This window comes from Paenibacillus sp. tmac-D7, from assembly GCF_006519665.1.
Lineage (GTDB): Bacteria > Bacillota > Bacilli > Paenibacillales > NBRC-103111 > Paenibacillus_G > Paenibacillus_G validus.
Window position 1 is genome coordinate 1 of record NZ_VIDW01000023.1, and the last position, 25,070, is coordinate 25,070.

The window sequence follows — 25,070 nt, forward strand, 5'->3', positions numbered from 1 at the left end:
TTATGGAGGCTTAGCTCAGCTGGGAGAGCATCTGCCTTACAAGCAGAGGGTCGGCGGTTCGATCCCGTCAGCCTCCACCATAATTACTTTTTGTTTAACGACGCGGGGTGGAGCAGCCCGGTAGCTCGTCGGGCTCATAACCCGAAGGCCGCAGGTTCAAATCCTGCCCCCGCAACCAAATTCATCTCGGAGATCATAGCTTCGATATTGAATACATAGTGTGGAGCCGTGGTGTAGAGGCCTAACATGCCTGCCTGTCACGCAGGAGACCGCGGGTTCGAATCCCGTCGGCTCCGCCATTATTTAAACTATGAATGGATTTGTAAGGTTAGGCTCGGTAGCTCAGTCGGTAGAGCAGAGGACTGAAAATCCTCGTGTCGGCGGTTCGATTCCGTCCCGAGCCACCATTATGCCGCTGTAGCTCAATTGGTAGAGCAACTGACTTGTAATCAGTAGGTTGGGGGTTCAAGTCCTCTCGGCGGCACCACAGTTTCATATGGAGGCTTAGCGAAGTGGCCAAACGCAGCAGACTGTAAATCTGTTCTCTGACGAGTTCGGTGGTTCGAATCCATCAGCCTCCACCATTTTCATAGGGGCATAGTTTAAAGGTAGAACAAAGGTCTCCAAAACCTTTGGTGTGGGTTCGATTCCTGCTGCCCCTGCCAAACAAATTTCATATGGCGGTCGTGGCGAAGGGGTTAACGCACTGGTCTGTGGCTCCAGCATTCGTGGGTTCAAGTCCCATCGATCGCCCCATTTTTCTAAACTCACATTGGGGATTAGCCAAGCGGTAAGGCAACGGACTTTGACTCCGTCATGCCTAGGTTCGAATCCTAGATCCCCAGTTACATTCTTGCGGAAGTGGCTCAGTGGTAGAGCATCGCCTTGCCAAGGCGAGGGTCGCGGGTTCGAGTCCCGTCTTCCGCTCCAATTTTATAGCTGTGTGGCGCCATAGCCAAGTGGTAAGGCAGAGCTCTGCAAAAGCTTTACCCCCAGTTCGAGTCTGGGTGGCGCCTCCAATCTTACGCCGGAGTGGCGGAATCGGCAGACGCACAGGACTTAAAATCCTGCGGTAGGTGACTACCGTACCAGTTCAAGTCTGGTCTTCGGCACCACTCCAATCTAAATGTTTTATGTGCCCTTAGCTCAGCTGGATAGAGCGTTTGACTACGAATCAAAAGGTCAGGAGTTCGAATCTCTTAGGGCACGCCACCAGCCGGTATGGCGGAATTGGCAGACGCGCGCGACTCAAAATCGTGAGGGAAACCGTGGGGGTTCAAGTCCCTCTACCGGCATCAAAGCATAGAGAGCGAATTATTCGCTCTCTATGCTTTTTTTATATGTGTTTTTCTTTTATTTTCCTTTCGGGACGTTAAGCAATTCCGGTAAAGTGACAAGACGATAACCTTGGCCTTGTAACTTCTCGATAACATGAGGCAATGCGCGAACGGTGCCGCTTAAATCTTGGGTAGAGCCACCCCCGGAATGTTGAAGAACAATTGAACCGGCTTTGGTGTGATGCAAGATATTGGAAGTCACTTGAGGCTCATTTAATTGCTTCCAGTCCATCGAATCAACGTTCCAATTGACAACAAGGTAACCACGATCCGAAGTCCATAGAAGTTGATTCTCGCTGATTTCACCGTAGGGTGGACGGATTAGTCTCGGTCTGTAGCCAATTAAGCTGTGCAAGGTGTCTTGCGTTTGCAGAATCTGATGCTGAAAGGATTGCTCGTCCAGTTTGGTGAACAGCGGATGCGAATAGGAATGATTGCCGATAACATGTCCTTCATTGACGATGCGTTTCACGACTTCCGGATGCTTCTCGGCTTGTGAACCGACAATGAAGAAGGTCGCCTGCACGTGATATTTTTTCAAAATATCAAGCACTTGGGGGGTAAACTTAAGATCAGGCGCATCGTCAAAGGTAAGAGCGACTTTTTTACCGGTCGAAGAACCGCGTAATCGTAAAAGCTGGGGATACTTTTTTACAAGCTGAGAGAGCGTTAGACGCTGGTTTTGCGCTGCAGCCGTCGTGTGGTTCGTTTGTTTCTGTTTACCGGTTTTGGCGGATACGGTTTTTGGCGGAGCTTGCGTCTTAGCTGCCTTCTTAGGGACAACCTGCTGCTGGGCAGGCGCCGGGACGGTTTCCGTATGAACTTCCGGTGTCGGCTTAACGGGCGCAGCAGGGACTTTGTCGGGAATGGACGGAGTCAAGCTTTCGATACGTGTATGGGGGGACGATGTGGAACCCGTATTTCGTGTTGAAGGTGTATCGTTGGACGCCTGGGCCTGTTTTGAATTCCCTTGACTTGTCCAAGGGGACGCTTGCGGTGTTGTATGAGGATGGGGTTGTGCCGAACAGGACGTCAACGCGATGCTGAGCATCGTCGTCCAAGCGAGATTCATTCCTATACGAGGATACACGGTGCCTCCCCCTTATCCATAAAGTTATCTTAGTGTTGGATAGGAGGAGGAGAATTATGCGGTGTTGTTAGATGATGTTGAGGCCTTCGAGGATCATTTTGGAAGCGATCAATACGAAGGAGATGCGTAGCACCCATAGCAGTTTCTTGCTGCTTAGACGGCTGGCGATTTGAGCGCCTAACCAACCGCCGAGCACCGCCGTAGGAGCCAGGCAAAGGACCATCCATAGGTCCACCTCTCCAAGACTCAGCTTCGTCACGGTGCCCATCACCGAAGATAGCAAAATCACGAACATCGAAGTGGCGGTAGCGACATGCGGCGGATAACGAAACAGGAGTACCATGGCAGGAACGAACAACGAGCCTCCGCCGATTCCGAACAGACCTGAAATAAAGCCGACGGCCGAGCCGATGGCCAGTGCTGGAATCAGGCTGTAACCGTACTCGAACGTTTGTCCTGAAGCATCTATGTAAGTGCGCTGAACGCTCCAGCGGACATTGATCGGTTTGATATAATCACGAAGGATGAGCAGTATGGCCATGAACATCATAAAGAAACCGAAGTACAACTGAAACGATTGCGCATCAACGAATTGCGTCACGTAGGAGCCCAGCATGGCTGCGGGCCCGCATGTCATGAAATAAAGCAAGCCGCTTCTAAAATCCACGCGCTTCTGCTTCAAGAACGCTAAGGTTGAAGAAAGCGCGGTAAATATAAGTACGGCAAGCGAAGTGCCGACCGCCGTGGAGACGGATATCGTCTGCCCGACGAACAATGGGCCTAAATAAACGAGTGCAGGCACAATAATAATACCGCCGCCGAGACCGACAAGGCTACCGAAGGTAGCTGCGATCAGGCCGACGGCGGTAAAAAACAAAAAGCTCATGAGATAACCTTCCTCCATGTTAATATTTAATGTAAATAAATATTAACATAGAAACGATGAAGTTCAATCCTGGGCGTTCAAAATATCGCTGAGCAACTGTTTGTTCGGCAAGTAGTGACTCGATTGAATGAAGCGTATTGTGCGCGTTTTGGCTCGCATGACGATCGAGTGGGTCTCCGCACGGTGATCGTTCGTATAGCGCACGCCGCTTAGAAATTCGCCTGGGGTAATGCCGGTAGCCGCAAAGATAACGTCCCCGTTACCGACCATATCGTCCATGCTCAATATTTTGTACGGATCGTCAATGCCCATCTCGCGGCAGCGGGTGAATTCTTCCTCGTTGCCCGGCATGAGTCTGCCGATCAGCTCGCCACCGAGACAACGCAGCGCAGCGGCGGCGAGCACGCCCTCGGGAGCTCCTCCGGAACCGACGTACAAATCGATGCCCGATTCAGACAGAGCAGGTGCCATTGCTCCCGCGACGTCGCCGTCGCTCAGAAATTTAATGCGCACGCCAACGCGGCGCAGTGTATGAATACGTTCACGGTGCCGATCACGATCCAAGATCATGACGGTTAAATTGCTCAATGGCTTGCCTAACAAGTCGGCGGCGCGTTCCAAGGTTGTCTCGAGTGGATCGTCGAGACTTAATTTACCGGCTAATGCCGGTCCGACGGCCAGCTTCTCCATATACATATCCGGAGCGTGAAGCAGCTGCCCCTTGCCCGCAATGGCGATGACTGCCAAGGCGTTGTTTAAACCTTTGGCAACGAGCTCTGTGCCCTCAAGCGGATCCACCGCGACGTCGACCTCCGGTCCTTGTCCGTTGCCGACTGCTTCTCCGATATAAAGCATCGGGGCTTCGTCCATTTCCCCTTCACCAATAACGACGGTTCCACGGATGGAAACGGAATCGAACATGGCGCGCATGGCCGTCGTAGCGGCGCCGTCAGCCTGATTTTTATCTCCACGGCCCATCCAGCTTGCCGCCGATAGCGCCGCGAGCTCGGTGACGCGAACGATTTCCAATGCCAATTCTCTTTCCATCTGCTCTCACTCCCTGAATATGAATGGTACATTTAATCTGAATATAGTATAATGAATAACTATATAGTACGCAATAATTATTCGAGAAGCGCGATAATATTGCGACAATAAGGACGTAGACTCAAAACGGTTCTTTGAGAAAGAGACTATTTTTGATACAATCATATGGAAAAGATGCGGATAAGAGCTGGCGAAACAAGGAGGGACCGGTCATCGAACTGAGTGCGCGCCAATTACAGATCGTTGAATTAGTGAAAGCGAATGCGCCGATTACCGGCGAACAAATAGCGGAAATGCTCGGGTTAAGCCGACCGACGCTGCGCTCTGACCTGGCGCTGCTTGTTATGCTGGGGCTGGTTGACGCCAAGCCGAAGGTCGGATACACGCCAGGTTCATCGGTGAATACGGGATCACAGGCTTCACGCAAGCTGCTGGGGCTGAAAGTGCGGGACGTTCAGGCGATTCCTGTCGTTGTCCGGGACCAGGCGTCGGTGCACGATGCGGTTGTGGCGTTGTTTCTGGAGAACGTCGGCAGCTTGATTGTAGTCGGGGAGGACGGTTGTTTGTCCGGCATCATTTCCCGTAAGGATCTGCTGAAATTTACGTTCGGCAACGCCAGCGCTTCTTCCATGCCGGTGAGTATGGTCATGACGCGAGAGCCCAATGTCATTCATGTAACGCCGGAGGAATCGGTGATCGATGCGGCGAACAAAATGATTCACCACCAAGTGGACAGCTTGCCGGTGGTCGTGCCGGTGAAAAGCGAAGAGGCGGGCGGGCGGACCCGTTGGGAAGTAGTAGGACGCGTGACAAAAACGATTATGACGAAAATACTGCTGGATTTGGCCATAGACCGCTAATCATGATCTGAAAAATAAGGAGAAGGAACCGAATGAGGGAAGAACAACATTATGAAATTACGATTTGCTCTGATTCGGTTGGGGAAACGGCAGAAGCCGTCGTCAGAGCGACGATCCGGCAGTTCGATGCTCATCAGGTAAGGACGAAGCGGATCGGCCATATTAAGAAGGAAGATGAAGTGCGCGCCATCGTCGAAGAAGCGGCGCAGCGGGGCGGATTCATTGCGTATACGCTCGTGCAGCCCGAGCTCAGGGAAACGATGAAGGAAGAAGCGCTCCGGCTCGGCGTACGCGCCGTGGACATTATGGGGCCGATGATGGAAGCGTTCGTCGATACGTTCAACGACGCGCCGAAGCGAGAGCCGGGGCTGCTGCACCGGCTCGACGAGGATTATTTCCGCCGCGTGGAAGCGGTCGAGTTTGCAGTGAAGTGCGACGATGGCCGGGATACAAGCTCGCTGTTGAAGGCGAACCTGGTGCTGATCGGGGTTTCGCGGACATCGAAGACGCCACTGAGCATTTTTCTGGCGCATAAGGGCATCAAGGTATCGAATTTACCGTTGGTGCCGGAAGTGAAGCCGCCCAAGGAGCTGTTTCTCGTTCCCGGCAGCCGGATCGTCGGACTCACGATGGACGCCGAGAAGTTGTACAAGATTCGGACTGAGCGGCTGAAGGCGGTCGGCCTGCCGTTCGGAGCGAAGTATGCGACGATGGAACGGATCGATGAGGAACTGCAATACGCGCAAACGCTAATGAAGCAAGTGGGCAGTCTGATCATTAATGTGACCGATAAGGCAATCGAGGAAACAGCGGGCATTATTATGGGTTATTTAAATTAATTCCGAAGGCTTGGACCGTGAAGGTTCGAGCCTTTTTGCATGCTTCGAAGGCGCTCTTGAGCGACAAGCGAACTCATAAGCCGACGGGACGCCGCATGCCGCAAATCGGAGGGTGGCCCTTATACATGAAAAACCCCCTGAAAGCTACTTAGTAGCTTTACAGGGGGTTTTTCGGCATTAAGAGATTAGATGATGAGTGCACGTAAAACAATTACGAGCAAGATGAACAATACAAGAATTACACCAGTTGTTGTAAAAAATCCGACAGCGCTCATGTGACATCCCCCTTTCAGAAGTCATATTATACTATATGGCCTTTATATAATTTTGGTATGGACTTATGACCGAGACAGGAAAAAAACAGTTAATTCCGCGGGAGAACAGGGCCGGAGATGCTCGCTCAAAGCTCGCTGCTACTGATTTACATCCAATTGACTAGCATTTTATTCATGGTAGAAACATGGAATTTCCCGATATTCTGGGTTACAATGGCAGCAGCATGTCTTTTGTCTTTTACTTAGGCGCATACGCAAGACGCAAGTATATGAGGATTGCCTCGATAAAGCGAGAAAATGAGTTTTCAAGATTGCACGAAACGGATGGACCGAACGTACAGCAAGCGGGAGAACGCTCGGCCGCGAGGCAATCAGCCGGACTGGAATGCGTTTTTTGCAGCCGGGTTAAAAAGTAGAGACGACGAGGAAAAGAAAGGTAGTTGTGCGATGAGTGAACAGCCGGTGATTCGCAATATCCCCAAGGAGCAGTTTCAAGAGTCGATGGATTTGTCTGCTTTCGCTTTTCAGTATGTACTGACAGAGGAAGACCGTTATCATCGCGAAGCTTTGATGCGCACCGAGGAGCTGTGGGGCGCTTATGTGGATGGCCGCTTGGCGGCCAAGCTGACGATCCACGGCTTCGAAACCTGGATGCATGGCAAGAAATTCGCCCTGGGCGGCATCGCAGGCGTTGCCACTTGGCCGGAGTACCGGCGGGGCGGGCTTGTGACGAAGCTGCTGGCGCATGCGTTGATGACCATGAAGGAACAGGGACAGACACTGTCGTTCCTATACCCGTTTCAATTCCCTTTCTACCGGAAGTTCGGCTGGGAAATGTGCGCGGAGCAGAAAATATACGATATCCCGGCGGCGCTGCTCCCCCATTGGCCGGCCGGCACAGGGAAGATCGTACGTACCGGCGGGCAGCGTGAGCTGTTGGAGCCGGTGTACACAGCCTATGCCGAGCGATACAACGGGATGCTGGTCCGGGAGGAGGGCTGGTGGGAGTATCGCGTATTCCGAAATAAGCCGGGGACGGCAGCCGTGTACTACGACTCTTCGGGGCGTGCTGCAGGATATGTGATGTATCAGGTGAAGGAGCGGGTATTGAAGGTGCACGAGCTTGTATATCTCGATCACCAAGCTCGGACGGCGCTATGGCGGTTTCTGGCCGATCACGATTCGATGATCGATCGTCTCACGCTGTCAGCTCCGGCCGAGGACGATCTGGCGTTCCTGCTCGACCATCCGCGCATCAAGCAGGAGCTCTCGCCTACATTTATGGCCAGAATCGTCGATGTGCCCGCGTTTTTGGCAAAATTTCCGTTCGCCTCCGGTGTGGAAAGCACACTGCTGCTGCGCGTCGAGGACACGCATGCCGCGTGGAACAACGGGGTGTGGCGGCTCTCTGTGGACGAGTCCGGGACGGCTGTCGTGCGGGAAGCGGACAGCGCGTCGTCAGGATGCCTCCCGTTCGCGTCCTGCAGCATTCAAACGCTGGCTGTGCTGATGCTCGGTTACCGGCGCCCGGCCTTATTGCATGAGATCGGCAGGCTGCAGGGCACGGCGGAAGCGGTGGAAACGCTGGAACGGCTTATTCCGCCGCGCCCGGTGTATTTGGCGGATTACTTTTAAATGAAACCTCAGCACCCTTATTGGGGATGCTGAGGTTTTTTAGTTGCGGCTGCCGAATCCGCCAGTCGGGCAGTTCACTGGACTTTAGTCGAGTTTCAAAACCCGCCGCTGGTTCGTTTTGGGTGGAGCGGTTTTTCCCTAGAATAAAGACATAAGCAAACGAGAAACAAACGAAAGGCGGTGAAACGAATTCATGAGAATGAATAAACATACCGGACTCGCGGTGCTGTTGATTTTCTTCGGAGCGCTGATCCTGCTGAACAAGACGGGTTTTCACATCGGGCATCATGTCATGAGCATCCTATTCCCCGCAGCTATGGTCGGCCTCGGATTCGTCGGACTGAAGAACGGTAAGAGCATTATCGGCTGGATCTTGATCGGTATCGGCGGTTTGATTCTGCTCGGCAAGCTGTCCGGATTGATCGGATTGCTGGTGGCGATCGGATTGATCGGTTACGGTGTCTCGATGCTGCGCTGCAAAAAATCGGTTTACTAACACACATAACGAATCCTGGAAGAAAAGGTGGTTGAACGAAGCATGAGTTTAGGCAAACGATTCCGTGACATCACGGTCGCCCATTTCAATGAGATGCTGGAAAATTCGGAAGACCCGGTTCGCTTGATCGATAAATATTTGGCTTCGCAGTCGGAGCAGATCCGCGAATCGGAGAAGCTGCTGCAGCAATGTTTAAGCCACGCCGCGTCGCTCCGCCATCAGTACGCGGCAGCCGAGCAGCTGAAGGAGCGCCGCGAGCAGCAAGCGATGCTGGCGCTGCGTGCCGGCGAGGATGAAGTCGCCCGGATGGCGCTGCAGGAGAAGATGGCGCAGGAAGAAAAAGCGGCGCAGTACAAAGCCTTGTATGAGCAAAGCAAACTGGGCATCGTCGAGCTCGAGGAGCAAGTGCAGCAATTAAAAGCCGATTTCGATGAAATCGCATCGAAACGGAGCTATTATATCGCCAGACTGGAATCTGTCCGGCTGCAGCAGCGCATGAACGAACGAATGCGTTCGATGGGCGCAGGACCGTCGCCACGCATGTTCGAACGATTGGAAGAGCGCGTATCCGACATGGAACTGACGGCGAGAACGCTTCGCGAGGTTCGCGGCCATGTCCGTGACGCATGGACTGCCGCCAGCGGCGCCGCTTCGCAAGCGCTGGACCAAGAACTCGCAAAACTTCGCAGTAAACTGCAACAGGAGGGCTGGAATCGACCATGACGAAATTATACCGTTCCCGAACCGATCGTAAGATTACCGGCTTATGCGGAGGTCTTGCAGAAACGCTGGGATTCGATGCGACGCTGCTTCGTCTCCTGGTGGTCATCACGACGCTGTTCTCCGGCGGAGTCGTCATCGCTATCTATGTATTGGCGGCGCTGGTGATCCCGAGCGAGCCTTGGCACGGCGGGCCTCACGGTCCAGGTCCCGGCTACGGCGGAGGGGCGAATCCGTATGGCGGCAAGTGGGATCATCAATTCTGCAGCTGGAAAGATTGGAAGCGCGCCGAGAGGCACTACCGTAAAGCGCAGCGTTACGGCTGGGGCAGCCCGCAGCAAGCGGGAGGTTACGAAGCCGAGTATGCGGCAAGCCAAGCGCAAGCGGCGGGCACGGCCGGCAGCGACCTTGACGATATGATGAAAGACATCGAGAAAAAAGCGATGTGGAAAGAAATTGAAGAACTCCGCGCCAAAGTCGCGCAATACGAAAAACAACAACAAAACCAAACTAAAGGAGAGATATAATCATGGGAGTATTTTCCAGAATTAAAGATATGACGAAAGCGTCGCTGCACGAGCTGTTGGATAAGGTCGAAGATCCGATCATTATGCTGAACCAATATATCCGCGACATGGAAGAGGAAATCGCACAGGCCGAAGTGACGGTCGCCCGTCAAATCGCCAGTGAACGTAAGCTGAAGGAACGTCTGGATGAAGCGGTTCGTCTGACGGCGCAATTCGAAGCGCAAGCGAAGGAAGCGCTCAAGAACGATCAGGAGCTGGCGGCACGCCAAGCACTCGAACAAAAGCTGTATCACGAAGGGAAAATTACCGAATACACCGAGCTGCATGAGCAGGCCAAGGGGCAAGCGGCCGAGCTGGTACAACAGCTGCATGAAATGAAAGATTCGTTCTATCAAATGCGCAACAAGCGCAGCGAGCTGATTTCCCGCGCACAGCTGGCCAAGGCTAAGAAGCAAATGGCCGAAGTGACGGCGAACAACGTTATCGAAGGCGGCAGTGCCGTGAAGGGCTTCCGCCGCATGGAAGAGAAAATCATGACGCTCGAAGTGGAGGCGGAGATCGCACGCAAGCCTTTTGTCGGCACGGCCTCTTATACGGGTTCGGCTTACGGTCTTGGCGCGAACGTCGATCCGGCGAAACAGCAAAAGCTCGACGAGCAGTTGAACCTTCTGAAAGAAAAAATTTCTTCCGAGCCTAAATAAGCATTCGCAGCAGCCGTGAAAATGCTAGTGGAGCGAACCCGGCAGTTATGATATGCTAGGTAGGGCAAAAGCCATGGAGGGCCATTATGCAGCCGCTATGGCTTTTGTTTCACGCTATCAACTAGACCGACGAAAGGGGGCGGCACACATGTACCGTAAACGAAACCGCAATATCGCACTCGTTTTGATCGGAGCGGGCATTTTTTTGTTGGCGCACGATCACATGAGCTTCATCACGGTGGTCGCCCTCTTTTTACTGTTATTCGGCGTGTATAAAGTTCGTTCGGGAACCGGGCGCAAAGGGTATGTGCTGATGATTATCGGCCTGCTGCTGCTCTTGGGCGGAAATATGCCGCTCGTGATTGCGGTCGTACTGATTTCTCTAGGATTTTTTTATCACAAATCACGAAAGATAGACCGGGACGATCGTCATTACCGGAAGCAAAGCATCATCGACAGCATTCGTTGGGGCCGAGATCCCTGGATGCTGCGCAATATGTCGATTTGGAACGTGCTTGGCGAGATTCATATGGATTTGACGTATGCGATACCCGAGCAGAAGGAGACGACCATCGTCCTGCAGGGCGTGATCGGGGACATCGATTTCATCGTGCCGGAGGATGTCGGGTTATCCGTGACGGCTTCTGTGCTTTTCGGTCAAACGAGCATCGGGTATGATAAGGAAGCGGGCGTGCTGAACAAGCTCGTATGGCAGTCGCCGAACTATTGGACGGCGGATCGTCAAGTGAAGATCGAAATGTCTTATGTTATTGCGGATATCGATATCAAAATCGTGTAGCGTGGAGGAAGCGGCATGGACGGACATGAGAAACGTCTGACCAACATGATATGGCGAAGTATGGCGGAGTCCATCGGGCTCAGCCTTATTTTGTTTGCCGTTATCGTGTACTTTCTCCAGGCGAACGGGTATATTCGTCCTTTTGAGTCGTGGAAAGAAGGCGTGAGCCTCAGTTTGACGTTGATCTCCATTACGATCATCCTCGGCGGCTCTTACGGGCTGTGGTACTCTACGCGTATCAACCGCAGGCTCGAACAGCTTCGGGAAGTGATGCTGCTGCTGGAAAAAGGAAACTTGAGCCGCGCGGTGCCGCCGTTAGGCGAGGACGAGATCGGACGCCTCGGGGAGCAGCTTAATCAAATAACGAAGAAATGGGAAGAGCAGGTCTCTTCGCTGCAGCGGCTGTCCAACAACAACGCCCAATTGGCGCAAAAGGCTAAATATTCGGCTATCGTCGAGGAAAGGCAGAGGCTGGCACGCGAACTGCACGATGCGGTCAGCCAGCAGCTGTTCGCAATCTCGATGACGGCGACGGCGGTCGGGCGGACGCTGGATAAAGATTTCGACAAAGCGCAGCGGCAGATCCATCTTATTGAAGAGATGGCGTCGGTTGCCCAATCGGAGATGCGCGCGCTGCTGCTGCATTTGCGGCCCGTTCACCTGGAGGGCAAGCGCTTGTCGGAGGGACTGGTCGAGCTGATGCAGGAGCTCGCGGCGAAAGTGCCGATGGAGATGGATTGGGAGCTGTCGGACGATATTAAGCTGCCCAAGGGCATCGAGGACCATCTGTTCCGGATCGCCCAGGAAGCGATGTCGAATGCGCTGCGCCACTCGAAGGCGACGAAGCTTGAAGTACGGCTCACGCAGCCTTCCGCCGATGCGGTGCGGCTGCTGATCCGGGATAATGGCGTCGGCTTCGATTTGGATATGAGGAAGCAAGCGTCCTATGGTATAGTTACGATGAATGAACGCGTGAACGAAATCGGCGGCTCGATGAATTTATTGACGGCGCCGGGCAAAGGCACGCGGATCGAGATCAGAATTCCGATTATGGCGGAGGGAGGGACTCAGAATGGAAGAGACGACGATTAAAGTGCTGCTAGTCGACGACCATGAGATGGTGCGGATCGGGCTAGCGGCCGTGCTCGGTACGGAAGACGATATCGAGGTGGTGGGCGAGGCAAGCAGCGGTCAGGAAGGCATTCGGCTGGCGCTCGAATACCGTCCTGATGTGGTGCTGATGGATTTGGTGATGGACGGGATGGACGGGATCGAAACGACGCGCCGTCTGCTGGAGCAGCACCCGGATTGTAAAGTGATCGTGCTGACGAGCTTTATCGACGACGAGAAAATTTATCCGGTCATAGAAGCGGGAGCGTTCAGCTATTTGCTCAAAACGTCGCGCGCGGCAGAAATCGCCCAAGCTATCCGGTCGGCCGTTAAAGGGCAGTCGGTGCTTGAATCACAAGTCGCTTCCAAACTGATGAACCGGTTCCGGCAGCCGAAGCAGGCGGCGATGCCGCACGAGGAGCTGACCGATCGCGAGATGGAAGTGCTGCGGCTGATCGCTTCGGGCAAATCGAACCAGGATGTCGCAGACGAGCTGTTCATCGGCGTGAAAACGGTGAAGTTTCATGTGACGAATATACTCGCTAAGCTCGACGTCGAGGATCGGACTCAAGCGGCCATCTATGCGTTTAAGCAGGGCCTGGTGGAATAGCAAACACACAAAAATCCCCGTATCCGTCAGCGCGGAGGCTGCAGGAACGGGGATTTGCTGTTGGCTTAAGCGGCGCGGCGATCTTCGAACTGATCGCCGAACATCGTTTTCAGGAGCAATCTCTCGACGGAGAGCAACTGGCTGCCGCTGAAGGCAAGTGCTGCGGACATGGCCAGCAGTACGATTTCAAGCTCATATCCGGTCGCTTGAGCACTGCCCGTAAAGCCTGCGGCAAGCTTTACTTTAAACAGGGCGACCAGCATAATGATCGTGAACAGCGCGGAAATGATTCGGGTTCCAAGTCCGAGGATCACCGCGAAGCCGCCGATCAGCTCGACCAAAGCAACCACATAGGCCATGAAGCCAGGGAGACTGATGCTTTCGAACCAGCCGGAAACATTGGCGATGCCTCCGGCAAATTTCAAGTAACCGTGGATCATGAAGGTGAGGCCCAAGCCTATGCGTAAAATGAGTTGTCCGATTTCGACATTTCTATTCATGACTGTTTCTCTCCCTTAGGATTAAAATTCAAGGCTCAAATAACTGAGCGTGCCCAAATCGTAGCTGCGGTGAATGACCGACGGCTTTCTTTGCGGATTTCCGCTGCCCCATGCGATGTAGAAGGGCACGAAATGCTCCGCGCGCGGAACAGCGAGGCGGGCGTGAGGGGCTTGCGCGGCATAGTCGAACAGCGCTTCCTGATCGTCTTGCTCCAGGCGTCCGAGCAGCCACTCGTCGAATTCGACAGCCCAAGGCTCGGGTGTCGTTTGGCCCCACTTGATGATGCGAAGGTTATGCACGGTGACACCGCTGCCGATCACGAGGATGTCTTCGTCGCCGAGGCCGCGGAGCGCTTCACCGATCCGGTATTGCTCGCGGGGCGCGGTGTACGGATTGACCGAAACCTGTACGACCGGTATGTCAGCTTCGGGGTACATCCGGTGCAGCAGCGTCCAGGAGCCGTGGTCGAGGCCGCGCGTCGTGTCGGTTTGTACGGCGATGCCGTTCTTTTCCAGCCGCTCCTTCACGTTCGCAGCAACGATGGAGGAGCCTCTGGCTAAATAACGAATCTTGTACAGTTCGTCGGGGAAGCCGTAGAAATCGTAGATGGTGTCGTATACGTCGTCCGACGAGGAAATCGTCGTCACTTCAGTTTCCCAATGCGCGGTGAAAATAACGATAGCTTTCGGACGGATGCGCTGGGCCAGTTGAGCGAGAAATGCAGCGTATTCGGTTTGCTCGATGGCCAGCATCGGTGAACCGTGGGCTAAAAATAACGATGGTACCATTAAGGGGACCTCCTTCAAGTGCGTTCGTTTTAGGTTACTTTATGTAAGTTAGTTTAAGATAATAACTTAAATATGTCAAGTAACTAATTAATGAAGTTTAACTATATAATTTTTAGTTTATTTCGGTTATACTAGTACTAAGAGTGAGGTGAAGCCTTATGAACGAGTCGACGTTATGTCCCCGGATGGAAAAAGCGTCGCAAATCCTCAGTAAACGGTGGGCCGTGCTCATCATTTATCAGCTGCTTTCGGGCCGTCAGCGGTTTTGCACGATTGAAGCGGCATTGCCCATCAGCGGAAGACTGCTGTCCGAAAGGCTAAAGGATTTGGAGCAGGAAGGAATCGTGTTACGGGAAGTATTCCCGGAAACGCCGGTTCGCATCGAATATTCATTAACGGAGAAGGGGCGCGCCCTGGAACCTGTCATTCGCGGTATTGAAGCGTGGTCGATAGATTGGGTAAAATGAGACAAGATGCGGCCGGTAACCATGTTGCATAACAATAGGAAGCCCTGACGGAACAAATGCCGTCGGGGCTTCTGTATTTCTTAAGATTTCTTTAGAAGTGAATGCTTTCCAGCCGCTCATTCGTCATATTACTTAGAGGACGAATGCGTTCTTTGCGGCTTGGAGAGGAGATGACTTGCCGAAAATGAAAGGCTTGGCTGCACAGAAACGACACCAACCGACGAAACGGCTGTCGTTCGGGGAGAAGGCGGAAGTATTGAAGCGTTACGAGGTATACAGTTATCAAATTGCGCATTATTTGCTGCAGCGGGAGGACGCCGCGAGACGGGCAGCCGAGAACACGCTGCTTTCCTTATATCAATCCGACGATTTCTTTATGGAGGCTGAAGCGGATAAAGCCGACCGTGTGAAAAAGGAGACGATCCGGCATGCGCTGCGCGTGCGCCAAGCGGCGGCAGGGGCGACAGGCGCCTGACGGAGCGTCCCGCCTCTGATCGCGAGGCGGGCGCAAGGGCTCTCCTTACCTGGACACATCCAACAGCGTGCCGGTTAGCGGCACGGATAAATACGTCTGCAAGCCGCTGTCCGGGCTGACCGTGTAGCTGCTGAACGCGCGGTATTCGTCCTGCTGCCGGTCAATCAGGCTCGACGCGGCGAGCGATTGCAGACGGTCAGCCGCTGCTGCCAGCCGATCGGCGAAGCCGCCGCTGCCGGTCAGCGTGCCGGCAACGACGTCCGGCTGCCGCTGCAATTGCTCGGCGAGTAGTTCCGCATCGATTCGCAGCGAGCCGTCCGGCTGCCGGACGATGCCGATGCGCTCCAGGTCGCCGAACGGGAGGCGGGACGCCCATTTGCGGACAGCCGGCTTTAACAGGCTGCCGGCATCGCTTAAAGCGCCGGACAGTCGATTGAATCCCTCGACCATATGCTCGGCGGCTTCCGGCAAGCCGTCAGGTTCCGTCGTGGTCGCGGCTTGTTTGGCCGCCTCGACGGCTTGTCCGGCTTTCCCGGCCGCGGTCAACACGTTCGCGAGATCGGCGGCCGTCCTTCGCGCGAATTGCTCGAATCGATGCTGGGGCCAAAGCATAACGGGCAAGCCCGGCGGTTTCGGCTTCGCCGAGCCGACGGCTTTGGACTGCGACTGTTCGTACGCATACCACTGGGCATGCACCTCATACGGACGGAATACTCGTGTAATTGGTGGTGTAATCATGTCCGGCCCCCCTATCCCTCCAGATGCTTATTTCCATTATAAACCATTGGCGCTTTGCTCGTAAATCATTTCACTTGACACCGGCCGAGTAATTGGAGTAACATAAAAAATCAAATTTCGGTCAAAAGGAGCTCGTTCGGATGAATGCGGTACAAGTGATCGTGATAGCGGGCGTGTTGGTGATTTGTGTTGCGTTCCTGCGATTCGTAGGCAAAAAGTATAAAAAATAAACGGGTCGTCCGCCCTAACCTTTCTTCCGTTCCCTACATACGATGGAGGAAAAGCTTCAGCTAGGGAAAGGCGGTTTGACGGATGATCCGCAAACGAATTCCTCGGCGCGACGACGGCGTGATTTATCAGCTTGTCCAGAAAGAGCTGCTACCTTTCGCCAAACAGACGCTACCGAGCGCTCGAATCAGTCGATCTCTTCTGCGAAAGCGGCTGAGCCAGGGCGTGACGTACGTGGAAACAACGGCCGGACGCGTTCCGGTCGGATTTATCGCGCTAATAGCAGACCGCGAACGGTTGTCGGTCGATATGCTCGCAGTCGATCCCCGGTATCAGGGAAAGGGGATTGGCAAACGTTTAATGTTATACGTGGAACGGAAGGCGCAGGAATTGGGACTGCCCGAAGTGACCCTGTGGGTCGACGAAGCGAACGGGCGGGCCCGGGGCTTCTATGAACGGTTAGGGTACACGTCGATTTATTACGATCCGCATATGCGTTGTTTCTTGATGAGGAAGTCAATGTAATGAAAAACCAAGTCTGCCGTTCGCTTCGCTTGCGAGCCTCGGAGACTTGGTTTTTTGCAATTAAGCGAGTGTGAATAACAGCCCAACCAGTCCAATGTCGAGAACGACTCGGCGGCCGTGCTGAAGAACGGAAACGGGATACGCCGGGTAAGGGGATGGGCCGAACGGATGAGCGGATGCCTGCGCGATATGCTCGGCGGCGGTTCCTTTCCCGGCTCTTTTGCCGGAAGCGGGGGCTTTCTTCTTCGGCGAGCGTCGGCTGCTCCTGGTTGGGCCGGAAGCTGGAGCGACCGCCTCTTCTTCGTCGTAACTGAGAATTAGCTCGCCTTTCTTGACGCCGATCAGCGTCCCGAAGATTTCGGTACCGTTCTTCAAAATCACGCAGACCGGCTTGCCGTAATGCGGCCTGCACCCCGCTTCGCCTATCGGATAGATCGGTTTCATGCGTACATTCACCTCCGTCATGGCTTGCTGGAAGCCTACACTTCAGACTATGCGGCTTTTGTACCGCTGTCCTAGACGAATGCCCGGGGGCGACTGCCTATTTTTGCGGGCGCGGGGTATACAATCTATGGATTCCGGCCATGCTGGTCAATAGATTGATAGATTCGGAACAAAAGGACGGGATATGCGATGCGGAAGTTCGGGATGATGGCTCTGCTGGCGTTGGCGGCAATCGGATGTTTGGCGGTACTGCGCACGCAGGCGGCGCTGCCGGCAGCGGGGACGGCGGGCAAGGCGGGGACCTATGCCGACACTATCAAGCTCTTGACGACTGCGAAGCAAGTCATGGATCCTGCAGCAACCGTCAAGCTGACGATGAAAAAGACAGGCGCTTACCTCCCCGTATCCGGCGAAGCCGATCTGCTCGCCGACGGGCAATTGTGGAGCGAACGGCTTGGCATGACTCCAGCCGCCGCCCTCACAGAGCAGCAAGGGCACGCCGTATACCGCCAGGAGGGTGCAGCGGGCGGCTGCAAGCAGACGCTGCTGCTTACCTCGCTGAATGCCGGCGAGTTTTACGCGATCGTGAAGACGGAATGTGAGACGCTCCCTGCGGCCGGAGCCGCGGAAGCGGTCGCTCTCCAGCAGCGATTGGACGCCGCTGTAGAGGGGCTGGAATGGGATGCCTCATGGAACGTAATGGTGCAGGGCGGCCTTGCCGACCCGAGCGCGCAAGGCGCGGAAGCCGCGCTCCGCACGGTGGAGCGGGAGCTGGCAGCGAAGGCGGAGGAGCGTTACGAGGACAGAGGCACGGTCAGCGTCTCGTACGCGTCGCCGGAGCTGAACGAATTCGTCTGGAGCGGCGATCGGAAGCTTCATCTGCAGGCGGCCCTGCGCTGCGATTCGCAATCGGGCGACTGGCGGCTGACGCTCGGCACACCTGTCATTACGACAGAGTATTGAAACTCGTTCTCATTTTGGTTATGCTAAAGGGAAAAGCAGGATAGGCGTTTTTTCCACCCTATATACTAAGAGAAAGAATGAGGGAAATTATGACGAATGCTGTGTTTTTAATTTTTGGAGCGACTGGGGATTTGGCTCGTCGTAAGCTGTTCCCGGCTTTCTACAGTTTATACCGCGAGCGGAAGCTGGGCGATAAATTCGCCGTCGTCGGCCTCGCACGCCGTCCGCGTTCCAATGCGGAATTCCGTCAAGACGTGCTGGATTCGATCAAAGAGTTCGCGCGCTACAATGTAACGAAGGACGAGCAGTGGGAGTCCTTCGCCGAGCATTTCGAATACATGTCGCTCGACATCAACAACGTGGAAGGGTTTCGCGAGCTGCGCAGCCTGACCGATAAGCTCGACGCCAAATTCGAAATCGGCGGCAACCGGTTATCGTACCTGGCGCTGTCGCCGGAACTGTTCGGCAGCGTGTCGCATAACCTGAAGGCCGGCGGCCTGCAGGAAACCGGCGGCTGGCACCGGCTGGTCATCGAGAAGCCGTTCGGCTACGACTTGAAATCCGCCGAGAAGCTGAACGCCGAAATCCGCCAAGTGTTCGATGAGAAGGATATTTACCGCATTGACCACTACCTCGGAAAAGAAATGGTGCAGAATATCAACGTGGTTCGGTTCGCGAATGCGTTCTTCGAGCCGCTGTGGAACAATAAATATATTGCCAACATTCAAATTACGCTGAGCGAAACGGTCGGGGTGGAAGAGCGCGGCGGTTACTACGACCGTTCCGGCGCACTGCGCGACATGGGTCAGAATCATATGCTCCAAATGCTTGCGATCATGGCCATGGAGCCCCCGGGACGGATGCACCCGGAAAGTATCCGGGACGAGAAGGTGAAGGTACTTCGCAGCTTGCGGGGATTTGAATCGTCCGATGAGGTGCGCGCCCATACCGTCCGCGGTCAATATGCGGCGGGAACGCTGAAAGGACAGGCGCTCCCCGGTTACCGCGAGGAGGACAAAGTAAATCCGCATTCGAATACCGAAACGTATTTTGCCGCGCGCGTGTTCGTGGATAATTTCCGATGGGCCGGCGTGCCGTTCTACATTCGTACAGGCAAGCGGCTTCCCGTGAAAACGACTGAAGTTGTGGTCGAGTTCAAGAATGTGCCGAATAATGTATATTTGGCCAAGAAGCACAAGCTGGAGCCGAACCTGCTCGTGTTCCGCGTCAACCCGATGGAAGGCATTTATTTCAAAATGAACGCCAAACAACCGGGCTCGGAGGGCACGATCGTGCCGGTGGCGATGGACTTCTGCCAAAGCTGCCAAGTCGGCTTGAATACTCCGGAAGCGTATGAGCGTCTATTGCATGACGCCGCCCGCGGAGACTCCACCTACTTCACTCGTTGGGATGAAGTGGCGCTCGCCTGGAAGTACGTCGACCAGATTGCGCAAGCATGGAGCGAACGGTCCGATGACCTGCAGTCGTACCCGGCCGGCACATGGGGACCGGAACGCGGCCGGAAGCTGGTCGAAGAAGACGGTTTCCGCTGGTGGCCGGTCAACGGTCAAGACGAAGGCGAAGTGGCTTGGGAATTCGTACAGCGTTAAGCAAGCAGCGCCACAACGGAAATGAACTTGTCCGAGGCCGGTGGAGCGCCGGACCCGGACATAGGGGTTCGTACGGACGCCCTTGGAGCTCTCCAGATACCCGGGGAGACGCCGGCGCGGACATTTTTGCTACAGTATAAACGAAGGACAGGCTGTCAGGCTGCGGGGAAGCTTCGCGCCAGGCAGTCTCTTTTTTTCATTTCGTGAAGTATGTTATGATGGAGAGTAAGTGTTGACGTTAGGTAAGGGGGGTTCTGCGTGTCCAGACGCGCTTTTATCGGGTGGATGCTCGCCATGCTCGCTCTGATTGCGACGGCGCTCGCTGGGCTCGTCAAGCTGCTGCAGAAGGTTGTTGCCACGCAAGAAGCGTCCAGAGCGCCGGGAGCCGCGAAAGGTTCGGTGGACGCCCCTCAAACGGGCAAGCCGGAGCCGCAAGCGGGGGGCGATCCGAATGCGCCGCTGTTTTCGTTGATGGTGCTGAGCGATTTGCATGTTTCGGAAGCCGATCCGCATACGATCCGGAATTTGAAGAAAGCGCTCGAAGACATTCAGGAGCTCGGGGGGCCGGTTGACGCGATCGCGCTTACGGGCGACTTGACCGAGTACGGCAGCGAGAAAGAGTATAAGGGGCTAAGCAAGCTGCTCTCGGCGTACAAGCTGCCGCCTCTGTACGCTAACATGGGCAACCACGATTACTATGACGTTTGGATTGATCGATTCGGCCGATTTAATAAAGATACGATGCCGAACGGCAAAACCGATTGGCAGTCGCGCGAGCGGTTTCAAGCGTTCTTCGGCTTGTCTAAGCCGTACCATGACGTGTGGGTGCAGGGACATCACGTCATTCTGCTGTCGCAGGAAACGTATGTGCAGGAGAAACCGGAGGTCGGCGAGGGCGCTTGGTATTCCGAGGAGCAGCTCGCCTGGCTGGAGGAGCGTCTGGCCGCACACAAGGACGGCAAGCCGGTGTTCATTATGACGCATCAGCCGCTTCCGCCAGCAGGCCGCGACGGCAAAACGCATCAGCTGATTCCTGCGAATCGTTTTCGTGAAATATTGAAGCCTTATAAGAACGTATTCGTATTCTGCGGGCACAGTCATCAGGATTTTCAAGGGACTATTGAACATTATGTGAGGGAAAGCTTTCATTATTTTCATAATTCATCGGTCGGCCGCGTCATGAACCGCAAATACGAGACCGTGGATAAAGAGAAGTCGCAAGGCTTGTATGTGCAAGTGTATCGGGATCGCGTCACGCTTCGCGGCCGGGATTTCACCGGGAAGCAATGGCTGAAGGAAGCCGATTGGACGGTTCCGCTGACGAAGGCGTAAGAAACATCTGTAACTTTGCGAAATGAGGAAGGAATTACATTCGACATGAGTACCGATAATCAAGGAAAAATAGCGGAGGAAGTCCGCAAACGCCGGACGTTCGCGATCATCTCTCACCCGGATGCCGGGAAAACGACATTAACCGAGAAGCTGCTCTTATTCGGGGGAGCGATTCGGCTGGCCGGTACGGTCAAAGGGCGCAAAGCGAGCCGCCACGCGACAAGCGACTGGATGGAGATCGAGAAGCAGCGCGGAATCTCCGTCACTTCGTCCGTGATGCAGTTCGATTATGAGGGTCATCGCGTCAACATTCTGGATACGCCGGGTCACCAGGACTTCAGCGAAGACACGTATCGGACGCTGACGGCGGCGGACAGCGCGGTCATGCTGATCGACTCGGCCAAAGGGGTCGAGGCCCAGACGAAGAAGCTGTTCCAGGTGTGCCGGAAGCGGGGCATTCCGATCTTTACGTTCATTAACAAGATGGACCGCGAAGGGCGCAATCCGTTTGAGCTGCTCGAGGAGCTGGAGAACCTGCTCGGCATTCGCTCTTATCCGATGAACTGGCCGATTGGCTCGGGCAAACAATTCAGCGGCGTGTACGACCGGAAGCTGACGCAGGTCGAGCTGTTCCAGGGCGATGATCACCGTGAAATTCAGGTTCAGCCTGTCAGCGGTTACGACGATCCGATCGTGAAGGAGATTGCGGGCGAATTTTTCTACGAGCAGCTCGTGCAGGATTTGGAGCTGCTCGATGTTGCGGGCGACGAGTTCGATATGGAGAAGGTGCGTACCGGCGAACTGACCCCGGTATTCTTCGGGAGCGCGATCAACAACTTCGGGGTGCAGACGTTCCTGGAAAACTTCCTGCAGCTTGCACCGATACCGACATCGCGCAAAAGCAACGTAGGCGAGATCGATCCGCTGAATGAGAAATTTTCGGGCTACATTTTCAAAATTCAAGCGAACATGAACCCGGCGCACCGTGATCGGATCGCCTTCCTCCGCATTTGCTCAGGCAAATTCGAGCGCGGGATGAGCGTCAAGCACGTGCGGGTCGGTAAAGACATCAAGCTGTCGCAGCCGCAGCAATTTCTCGCACAGGACCGCGATATCGTCGAGGATGCGTACCCCGGCGACATTATCGGGCTGTTCGACCCGGGCATCTTCCGCATCGGCGATACGCTGAGCCAAACCCCGGGACTGGAGTTCGACGAGCTGCCGACGTTCTCGCCGGAGCTGTTCTCGAAGGTGACGGTCAAGAACGCCTTGAAGCACAAGCAGTTCCAAAAAGGCGTGGATCAGCTGACGGAGGAAGGCACGATTCAAGTGTTCAAAACGATCGGCTTCGAGGATCTGATCCTCGGCGTCGTCGGGCAGCTCCAGTTCGAGGTGTTCGAGTACCGGATGAAAGGCGAGTACGGGGTTGACGTACAGCTCTCCCGCATGACGTATCAGTTCGCTCGCTGGCTCGTCGGCGACGATATCGATCCGGGCAAATTCCGGATCAATTCGCAGCTCGTGAAGGACAAGAAGGACAACTATGTAGCGCTGTTCGAGAACGAGTATGCGCTTCGTACGGCGATGGAGAAAAATCCGAATTTGAAGTTTTTGGAGACGGCCCCGTAAGGGACGGCGTATCTGCCAAAACCTTTCGTCCCCCGCTGCTTTAAGAGCGGTTGGCGAAAGGTTTTTTTGGTTTATCCGGGGGGCTGGGCAGGACCGATTCAGACGGCCGTAACGTACTGTCAAGCATATTGATAGTGTAGCAGGGCAAGCGGTGAAGAGGGACCTGAGCGGACGATTGAGGTTGACAGTGCGGGCCGCGCGAGAGATAATGAGCGCAACTGGCGTAGCGCGATAAAGAACGGGGGTGGTCTACATCGTAACCCGCAAAGAAGTCGCCATACTGGCGGGGGTCTCGGAAGCAACGGTTTCCCGGGTATTCAACGGGGTCGGACCGATGAGGGAGAAGACGAAGCAGCGCGTACTGGAAGCGGCCGAGACGCTCAATTATCATCCGAACGCGATTGCCCAAAACTTCGCCAGAAGGCGCAGCGGGAACATCGGCGTCGTGCTTCCGTATGTGCCCAAAGTGCATATTTTTTCGACTTATTATTTTGCCGAGGTGCTTAGCGGCATCGGGGAGCAGGCGAGGAACTCCGGCTACGACATGCTGTTAATGTTCCGTACTCCCGGCGAGGAGAACGATTACAGCCGGTTGTTCCGATCGCACAAGGTGGATGCTTGTATTCTGCTAGGCGCCACGGATACGGCGCAGGAACGGGCGGAGCTTGCCAAGCTGCACGAGAACGGATTTCCTTATTGCGTGGTGAATCAGCATTTTCCGGGAGCCGAATTTAATCTGGTGGATGCCGATCATGTGGAGGGGAGCTATCAGGCGGTTCGACATTTGATTGCAGGGAACTGCCGGCATATCGCCTTCTTGAACGGCTCCGTTCAGTATTCGAACAGCGGGGACCGGTGGTTGGGGTATCTTCGAGCGATGAAGGAAGCAGGCCTGCTGGAAGCGCATGTGAACATCCCTGCCGAGATGCCGGCCGGCTTGTATTACGAAGGCAATTACAGCCGGACAAGCGGGTACAAAGCCGCCTCGGCTATGGCGCCGCATATGGAGCGGATCGATGCGGTATTCGCTTCCAACGACCGGATGGCGATCGGGTTGATACAAGGGCTGCGGGAGCATGGGTTTCAGCCCGGACGGGATTATGCGATTATCGGGTACGACGATTCGGATGCAGCCCGCGTGACCGATCCTCCGCTCTCCAGTGTGGCCGTTCCTTTCTTCGAAATGGGACGGATCGCGGCCGAACAAGTGATCGGCCGCCTGAACGCGGACGATAACGTGCGGATGAAACCAATCGGGGTGAAGCTCGATACCCGGCTTGTCGTCCGCCGTTCGTGCCGGCTTGAGGGAACGCGGTTCTAAACGCATAGAGCCCGGCTTTGCCGCAACGGCGAAAGTCGGGCTGCTTCCATTCCCGGCAAGAGCTATAACCGGCTAGGCCAAGTGCTCTTTTAACGTTGAGATGAGTTGGGTCTGCACTTCGGTTTCGCTGTTTTTCCAAATGATTTCAAACAGCACTCCGAGGCCTGGAAGCACGCGTTCTTCCCCGTCGATCGAATCCTCGATTACCCCCATCAGCTCCTCGTTCGATTTATCGTGCATCCGTTGTACGATGGCTTGTCTCAAGTTCAAATTCATGCCCGCCCTCCGCTTTTCGTTCGATTTCACTTTCATTAATATGCTCCGAATCGTTCGGATTCATGCCTTTTTCAGCAGGACGTTGAACGATTGGACTTCGGTTTGCATTTATATTTATAATGAAAGTAAGGCTCAGGTTTAGATTCAGAATCGCACGGTGGAGGCGGAAACGCATGAAAAAACAATTTGCTGTTATCGGCATGGGACGCTTCGGTTCCAGCGTAGCTGTGACGTTATCCAACCTTGGTTTTGAAGTATTGGCCATTGACAGCAGCGAACAGCGTATACAAGAGGTCGCTAACCTCGTGACTCACGTGGTGCAGGCCGATTCGACGGACGAGGAAGCGCTCCGTTCCTTGGGCTTGCGCAATTTCGACGTTGTCGTGGTGGCGATCGGCCAAGACATTCAGGCGAGCATTCTGACAACCATTATTGTGAAGGAAATCGGGGTCCCGCGCTTAATTGTGAAGGCCCAAACCGAGCTTCAAGGCAAGGTACTGCGCAAGGTCGGGGCGGACAAGGTGATTTATCCTGAACGGGACATGGGACAACGCGTGGCCCATCATCTGATTTCATCCAATATTATCGATCATATCGAAATTTCCGAAGATTACAGCATTGTTGAAATTGCGGCCTCGGGAAGGATGATCGGGCGCAGCTTGCGGCAGCTGGATATTCGGGCCAAATATGGCTGCAACGTCATGGCGATCAAAACCGGAGAGAAAATGAATATTGCGCCGCATGCCGAAGATTTAATTCAAGCGAATGACATACTCGTCATTGTCGGCAAAAATACCGACCTGCAGCATTTTGAAAAGACGTTCGCGGAATAGAGGTTGCT

At 54.6% G+C, this 25,070-nt stretch carries 27 protein-coding genes and 14 tRNA genes; 33 read left to right on the top strand and 8 right to left on the bottom strand.

The features are described 5' to 3' along the window. The first annotated feature begins 4 nt into the window (after window positions 1–4). The 14 genes from FKP33_RS16170 to FKP33_RS16235 all read left to right on the top strand — a co-directional run bounded on the left by FKP33_RS16170 (window position 5) and on the right by FKP33_RS16235 (window position 1,295). Window positions 5–80, top strand: a tRNA-Val gene (locus tag FKP33_RS16170). Window positions 81–101: 21 nt separating this feature from the next. Beyond that, window positions 102–178, top strand: a tRNA-Met gene (locus tag FKP33_RS16175). A 44-nt stretch (window positions 179–222) separates the two neighbouring features. Further along, a tRNA-Asp gene (locus FKP33_RS16180) sits at window positions 223–299 on the top strand. Between the two features lie 32 nt (window positions 300–331). Next, a tRNA-Phe gene (locus tag FKP33_RS16185) sits at window positions 332–407 on the top strand. Window positions 408–411: 4 nt separating this feature from the next. Continuing rightward, window positions 412–487: transfer RNA gene (locus tag FKP33_RS16190), tRNA-Thr, on the top strand. An 11-nt stretch (window positions 488–498) separates the two neighbouring features. Further along, window positions 499–584 (top strand) — tRNA-Tyr (locus FKP33_RS16195). A gap of 7 nt (window positions 585–591) precedes the next feature. Beyond that, window positions 592–665, top strand: a tRNA-Trp gene (locus tag FKP33_RS16200). Between the two features lie 15 nt (window positions 666–680). Then, a tRNA-His gene (locus tag FKP33_RS16205) sits at window positions 681–756 on the top strand. Between the two features lie 17 nt (window positions 757–773). After that, window positions 774–845 (top strand) — tRNA-Gln (locus FKP33_RS16210). A 10-nt stretch (window positions 846–855) separates the two neighbouring features. Continuing rightward, window positions 856–930 (top strand) — tRNA-Gly (locus FKP33_RS16215). Between the two features lie 15 nt (window positions 931–945). Continuing rightward, a tRNA-Cys gene (locus tag FKP33_RS16220) sits at window positions 946–1,019 on the top strand. Between the two features lie 7 nt (window positions 1,020–1,026). Then, window positions 1,027–1,115 (top strand) — tRNA-Leu (locus tag FKP33_RS16225). Window positions 1,116–1,135: 20 nt separating this feature from the next. Then, window positions 1,136–1,212 (top strand) — tRNA-Arg (locus FKP33_RS16230). Window positions 1,213–1,215: 3 nt separating this feature from the next. Then, window positions 1,216–1,295 (top strand) — tRNA-Leu (locus tag FKP33_RS16235). 58 nt (window positions 1,296–1,353) lie between these two features. Here the strand turns inward: FKP33_RS16235 and FKP33_RS16240 are convergent. The 3 genes from FKP33_RS16240 to glpX all read right to left on the bottom strand — a co-directional run bounded on the left by FKP33_RS16240 (window position 1,354) and on the right by glpX (window position 4,360). After that, window positions 1,354–2,388, bottom strand: coding sequence for a polysaccharide deacetylase family protein (locus FKP33_RS16240; RefSeq protein WP_141335774.1), 1,035 nt, complete (start codon window positions 2,386–2,388; stop codon window positions 1,354–1,356). A gap of 106 nt (window positions 2,389–2,494) precedes the next feature. After that, entirely contained in the window at window positions 2,495–3,313 is an 819-nt protein-coding gene (locus FKP33_RS16245; RefSeq protein ID WP_127608202.1) for a sulfite exporter TauE/SafE family protein, read from the bottom strand. A 63-nt stretch (window positions 3,314–3,376) separates the two neighbouring features. Beyond that, on the bottom strand, window positions 3,377–4,360 hold the full coding sequence (glpX, locus tag FKP33_RS16250; protein ID WP_141335775.1) for a class II fructose-bisphosphatase: 984 nt from the start codon (window positions 4,358–4,360) through the stop codon (window positions 3,377–3,379). 212 nt (window positions 4,361–4,572) lie between these two features. Between glpX and FKP33_RS16255 the strand changes: the two genes are divergently transcribed. From FKP33_RS16255 to FKP33_RS16305, 10 genes are all read left to right on the top strand, one after another. Next, a complete protein-coding gene (locus FKP33_RS16255) occupies window positions 4,573–5,220 on the top strand; it encodes a helix-turn-helix transcriptional regulator (RefSeq protein ID WP_127608213.1) in 648 nt (215 codons plus the stop codon). Between the two features lie 32 nt (window positions 5,221–5,252). Then, complete coding sequence (locus FKP33_RS16260; RefSeq protein ID WP_127608200.1) at window positions 5,253–6,059, top strand: pyruvate, water dikinase regulatory protein; 807 nt, start codon at window positions 5,253–5,255, stop codon at window positions 6,057–6,059. Between the two features lie 722 nt (window positions 6,060–6,781). Beyond that, the gene (locus tag FKP33_RS16270; RefSeq protein ID WP_141335810.1) at window positions 6,782–7,969 is read left to right on the top strand and encodes a GNAT family N-acetyltransferase; all 1,188 of its coding nucleotides are present in this window, start codon (window positions 6,782–6,784) and stop codon (window positions 7,967–7,969) included. A gap of 193 nt (window positions 7,970–8,162) precedes the next feature. Next, complete coding sequence (locus FKP33_RS16275) at window positions 8,163–8,465, top strand: LiaF transmembrane domain-containing protein (protein WP_127608198.1); 303 nt, start codon at window positions 8,163–8,165, stop codon at window positions 8,463–8,465. 42 nt (window positions 8,466–8,507) lie between these two features. Further along, window positions 8,508–9,188 carry a PspA/IM30 family protein gene (locus FKP33_RS16280; protein WP_054796150.1) on the top strand — a complete coding sequence of 227 codons (681 nt, stop codon included), beginning with the start codon at window positions 8,508–8,510 and terminating at the stop codon, window positions 9,186–9,188. Beyond that, window positions 9,185–9,712, top strand: a complete 528-nt coding sequence (locus FKP33_RS16285) for a PspC domain-containing protein (protein ID WP_127608197.1) — start codon at window positions 9,185–9,187, stop codon at window positions 9,710–9,712. The genes FKP33_RS16280 and FKP33_RS16285 overlap by 4 nt, the downstream gene beginning before the upstream one ends. 2 nt (window positions 9,713–9,714) lie before the next feature. Then, the gene (locus tag FKP33_RS16290; protein ID WP_127608196.1) at window positions 9,715–10,413 is read left to right on the top strand and encodes a PspA/IM30 family protein; all 699 of its coding nucleotides are present in this window, start codon (window positions 9,715–9,717) and stop codon (window positions 10,411–10,413) included. A gap of 148 nt (window positions 10,414–10,561) precedes the next feature. Then, a complete protein-coding gene (gene liaF / locus FKP33_RS16295; protein WP_141335776.1) occupies window positions 10,562–11,212 on the top strand; it encodes a cell wall-active antibiotics response protein LiaF in 651 nt (216 codons plus the stop codon). Window positions 11,213–11,227: 15 nt separating this feature from the next. Continuing rightward, window positions 11,228–12,304 carry a HAMP domain-containing sensor histidine kinase gene (locus FKP33_RS16300; protein WP_127608194.1) on the top strand — a complete coding sequence of 359 codons (1,077 nt, stop codon included), beginning with the start codon at window positions 11,228–11,230 and terminating at the stop codon, window positions 12,302–12,304. After that, a complete protein-coding gene (locus tag FKP33_RS16305) occupies window positions 12,285–12,932 on the top strand; it encodes a response regulator (RefSeq protein WP_141335777.1) in 648 nt (215 codons plus the stop codon). Before FKP33_RS16300 ends, FKP33_RS16305 begins: the two co-directional genes overlap by 20 nt. 65 nt (window positions 12,933–12,997) lie before the next feature. On the opposite strand, the gene FKP33_RS16310 is transcribed toward FKP33_RS16305, so the two are convergent. Continuing rightward, window positions 12,998–13,432 carry a DoxX family protein gene (locus FKP33_RS16310; protein WP_141335778.1) on the bottom strand — a complete coding sequence of 145 codons (435 nt, stop codon included), beginning with the start codon at window positions 13,430–13,432 and terminating at the stop codon, window positions 12,998–13,000. A gap of 21 nt (window positions 13,433–13,453) precedes the next feature. Continuing rightward, the gene (locus FKP33_RS16315; RefSeq protein WP_054796154.1) at window positions 13,454–14,221 is read right to left on the bottom strand and encodes a DODA-type extradiol aromatic ring-opening family dioxygenase; all 768 of its coding nucleotides are present in this window, start codon (window positions 14,219–14,221) and stop codon (window positions 13,454–13,456) included. Between the two features lie 158 nt (window positions 14,222–14,379). Between FKP33_RS16315 and FKP33_RS16320 the strand changes: the two genes are divergently transcribed. Together FKP33_RS16320 and FKP33_RS16325 are read left to right on the top strand one after the other, a co-directional pair. Then, window positions 14,380–14,688, top strand: a complete 309-nt coding sequence (locus FKP33_RS16320; protein ID WP_054796155.1) for a winged helix-turn-helix transcriptional regulator — start codon at window positions 14,380–14,382, stop codon at window positions 14,686–14,688. A gap of 184 nt (window positions 14,689–14,872) precedes the next feature. Next, on the top strand, window positions 14,873–15,163 hold the full coding sequence (locus tag FKP33_RS16325; RefSeq protein ID WP_127608211.1) for a hypothetical protein: 291 nt from the start codon (window positions 14,873–14,875) through the stop codon (window positions 15,161–15,163). A 45-nt stretch (window positions 15,164–15,208) separates the two neighbouring features. Here FKP33_RS16325 and FKP33_RS16330 read toward each other — a convergent pair whose 3' ends face one another. Then, window positions 15,209–15,901 (bottom strand): hypothetical protein, encoded by a 693-nt coding sequence (locus FKP33_RS16330; RefSeq protein WP_141335779.1) that lies wholly within the window; start codon window positions 15,899–15,901, stop codon window positions 15,209–15,211. 312 nt (window positions 15,902–16,213) lie between these two features. Here FKP33_RS16330 and FKP33_RS16335 point away from each other — a divergent pair, with 312 nt between their 5' ends. Beyond that, window positions 16,214–16,654: a GNAT family N-acetyltransferase gene (locus FKP33_RS16335; protein ID WP_141335780.1), complete on the top strand. Its 441-nt coding sequence runs from the start codon at window positions 16,214–16,216 to the stop codon at window positions 16,652–16,654. 60 nt (window positions 16,655–16,714) lie between these two features. Here FKP33_RS16335 and FKP33_RS16340 read toward each other — a convergent pair whose 3' ends face one another. After that, window positions 16,715–17,098, bottom strand: a complete 384-nt coding sequence (locus FKP33_RS16340; protein ID WP_054796158.1) for an LSm family protein — start codon at window positions 17,096–17,098, stop codon at window positions 16,715–16,717. A 189-nt stretch (window positions 17,099–17,287) separates the two neighbouring features. Between FKP33_RS16340 and FKP33_RS16345 the strand changes: the two genes are divergently transcribed. The 5 genes from FKP33_RS16345 (at window position 17,288) to FKP33_RS16365 (ending at window position 23,953) form a co-directional block, all read left to right on the top strand. After that, window positions 17,288–18,061: a YwmB family TATA-box binding protein gene (locus FKP33_RS16345; RefSeq protein ID WP_141335781.1), complete on the top strand. Its 774-nt coding sequence runs from the start codon at window positions 17,288–17,290 to the stop codon at window positions 18,059–18,061. Window positions 18,062–18,150: 89 nt separating this feature from the next. Continuing rightward, complete coding sequence (zwf, locus tag FKP33_RS16350) at window positions 18,151–19,671, top strand: glucose-6-phosphate dehydrogenase (protein WP_127608191.1); 1,521 nt, start codon at window positions 18,151–18,153, stop codon at window positions 19,669–19,671. A 258-nt stretch (window positions 19,672–19,929) separates the two neighbouring features. Continuing rightward, window positions 19,930–21,003 carry a metallophosphoesterase family protein gene (locus tag FKP33_RS16355; protein WP_236595788.1) on the top strand — a complete coding sequence of 358 codons (1,074 nt, stop codon included), beginning with the start codon at window positions 19,930–19,932 and terminating at the stop codon, window positions 21,001–21,003. Between the two features lie 45 nt (window positions 21,004–21,048). After that, window positions 21,049–22,632, top strand: coding sequence for a peptide chain release factor 3 (locus FKP33_RS16360; protein ID WP_127608190.1), 1,584 nt, complete (start codon window positions 21,049–21,051; stop codon window positions 22,630–22,632). 253 nt (window positions 22,633–22,885) lie between these two features. After that, window positions 22,886–23,953: a LacI family DNA-binding transcriptional regulator gene (locus tag FKP33_RS16365; RefSeq protein WP_141335812.1), complete on the top strand. Its 1,068-nt coding sequence runs from the start codon at window positions 22,886–22,888 to the stop codon at window positions 23,951–23,953. Window positions 23,954–24,025: 72 nt separating this feature from the next. On the opposite strand, the gene sspI is transcribed toward FKP33_RS16365, so the two are convergent. Further along, window positions 24,026–24,229, bottom strand: a complete 204-nt coding sequence (sspI, locus tag FKP33_RS16370; protein WP_054796194.1) for a small acid-soluble spore protein SspI — start codon at window positions 24,227–24,229, stop codon at window positions 24,026–24,028. A 173-nt stretch (window positions 24,230–24,402) separates the two neighbouring features. On the opposite strand from sspI, the gene FKP33_RS16375 reads away from it, so the two are divergent. Then, complete coding sequence (locus FKP33_RS16375) at window positions 24,403–25,062, top strand: potassium channel family protein (protein ID WP_127608189.1); 660 nt, start codon at window positions 24,403–24,405, stop codon at window positions 25,060–25,062. The last annotated feature ends 8 nt before the right edge of the window (window positions 25,063–25,070 follow it).

Excerpts from the sequence above, each read along its gene's own strand:
- FKP33_RS16240 (WP_141335774.1), bottom strand. The coding sequence starts at position 2,388 with ATGCTCAGCATCGCGTTGACGTCCTGTTCGGCACAACCCCATCCTCAT.
- FKP33_RS16245 (WP_127608202.1), bottom strand. The coding sequence starts at position 3,313 with ATGAGCTTTTTGTTTTTTACCGCCGTCGGCCTGATCGCAGCTACCTTC.
- glpX (WP_141335775.1), bottom strand. The coding sequence starts at position 4,360 with ATGGAAAGAGAATTGGCATTGGAAATCGTTCGCGTCACCGAGCTCGCG.
- FKP33_RS16260 (WP_127608200.1), top strand. The coding sequence starts at position 5,253 with ATGAGGGAAGAACAACATTATGAAATTACGATTTGCTCTGATTCGGTT.
- FKP33_RS16270 (WP_141335810.1), top strand. The coding sequence starts at position 6,782 with ATGAGTGAACAGCCGGTGATTCGCAATATCCCCAAGGAGCAGTTTCAA.
- FKP33_RS16275 (WP_127608198.1), top strand. The coding sequence starts at position 8,163 with ATGAGAATGAATAAACATACCGGACTCGCGGTGCTGTTGATTTTCTTC.
- FKP33_RS16280 (WP_054796150.1), top strand. The coding sequence starts at position 8,508 with ATGAGTTTAGGCAAACGATTCCGTGACATCACGGTCGCCCATTTCAAT.
- FKP33_RS16285 (WP_127608197.1), top strand. The coding sequence starts at position 9,185 with ATGACGAAATTATACCGTTCCCGAACCGATCGTAAGATTACCGGCTTA.
- FKP33_RS16290 (WP_127608196.1), top strand. The coding sequence starts at position 9,715 with ATGGGAGTATTTTCCAGAATTAAAGATATGACGAAAGCGTCGCTGCAC.
- liaF (WP_141335776.1), top strand. The coding sequence starts at position 10,562 with ATGTACCGTAAACGAAACCGCAATATCGCACTCGTTTTGATCGGAGCG.
- FKP33_RS16300 (WP_127608194.1), top strand. The coding sequence starts at position 11,228 with ATGGACGGACATGAGAAACGTCTGACCAACATGATATGGCGAAGTATG.
- FKP33_RS16305 (WP_141335777.1), top strand. The coding sequence starts at position 12,285 with ATGGAAGAGACGACGATTAAAGTGCTGCTAGTCGACGACCATGAGATG.
- FKP33_RS16310 (WP_141335778.1), bottom strand. The coding sequence starts at position 13,432 with ATGAATAGAAATGTCGAAATCGGACAACTCATTTTACGCATAGGCTTG.
- FKP33_RS16315 (WP_054796154.1), bottom strand. The coding sequence starts at position 14,221 with ATGGTACCATCGTTATTTTTAGCCCACGGTTCACCGATGCTGGCCATC.
- FKP33_RS16320 (WP_054796155.1), top strand. The coding sequence starts at position 14,380 with ATGAACGAGTCGACGTTATGTCCCCGGATGGAAAAAGCGTCGCAAATC.
- FKP33_RS16325 (WP_127608211.1), top strand. The coding sequence starts at position 14,873 with ATGAAAGGCTTGGCTGCACAGAAACGACACCAACCGACGAAACGGCTG.
- FKP33_RS16330 (WP_141335779.1), bottom strand. The coding sequence starts at position 15,901 with ATGATTACACCACCAATTACACGAGTATTCCGTCCGTATGAGGTGCAT.
- FKP33_RS16335 (WP_141335780.1), top strand. The coding sequence starts at position 16,214 with ATGATCCGCAAACGAATTCCTCGGCGCGACGACGGCGTGATTTATCAG.
- FKP33_RS16340 (WP_054796158.1), bottom strand. The coding sequence starts at position 17,098 with ATGAAACCGATCTATCCGATAGGCGAAGCGGGGTGCAGGCCGCATTAC.
- FKP33_RS16345 (WP_141335781.1), top strand. The coding sequence starts at position 17,288 with ATGCGGAAGTTCGGGATGATGGCTCTGCTGGCGTTGGCGGCAATCGGA.
- zwf (WP_127608191.1), top strand. The coding sequence starts at position 18,151 with ATGACGAATGCTGTGTTTTTAATTTTTGGAGCGACTGGGGATTTGGCT.
- FKP33_RS16360 (WP_127608190.1), top strand. The coding sequence starts at position 21,049 with ATGAGTACCGATAATCAAGGAAAAATAGCGGAGGAAGTCCGCAAACGC.
- sspI (WP_054796194.1), bottom strand. The coding sequence starts at position 24,229 with ATGAATTTGAACTTGAGACAAGCCATCGTACAACGGATGCACGATAAA.
- FKP33_RS16375 (WP_127608189.1), top strand. The coding sequence starts at position 24,403 with ATGAAAAAACAATTTGCTGTTATCGGCATGGGACGCTTCGGTTCCAGC.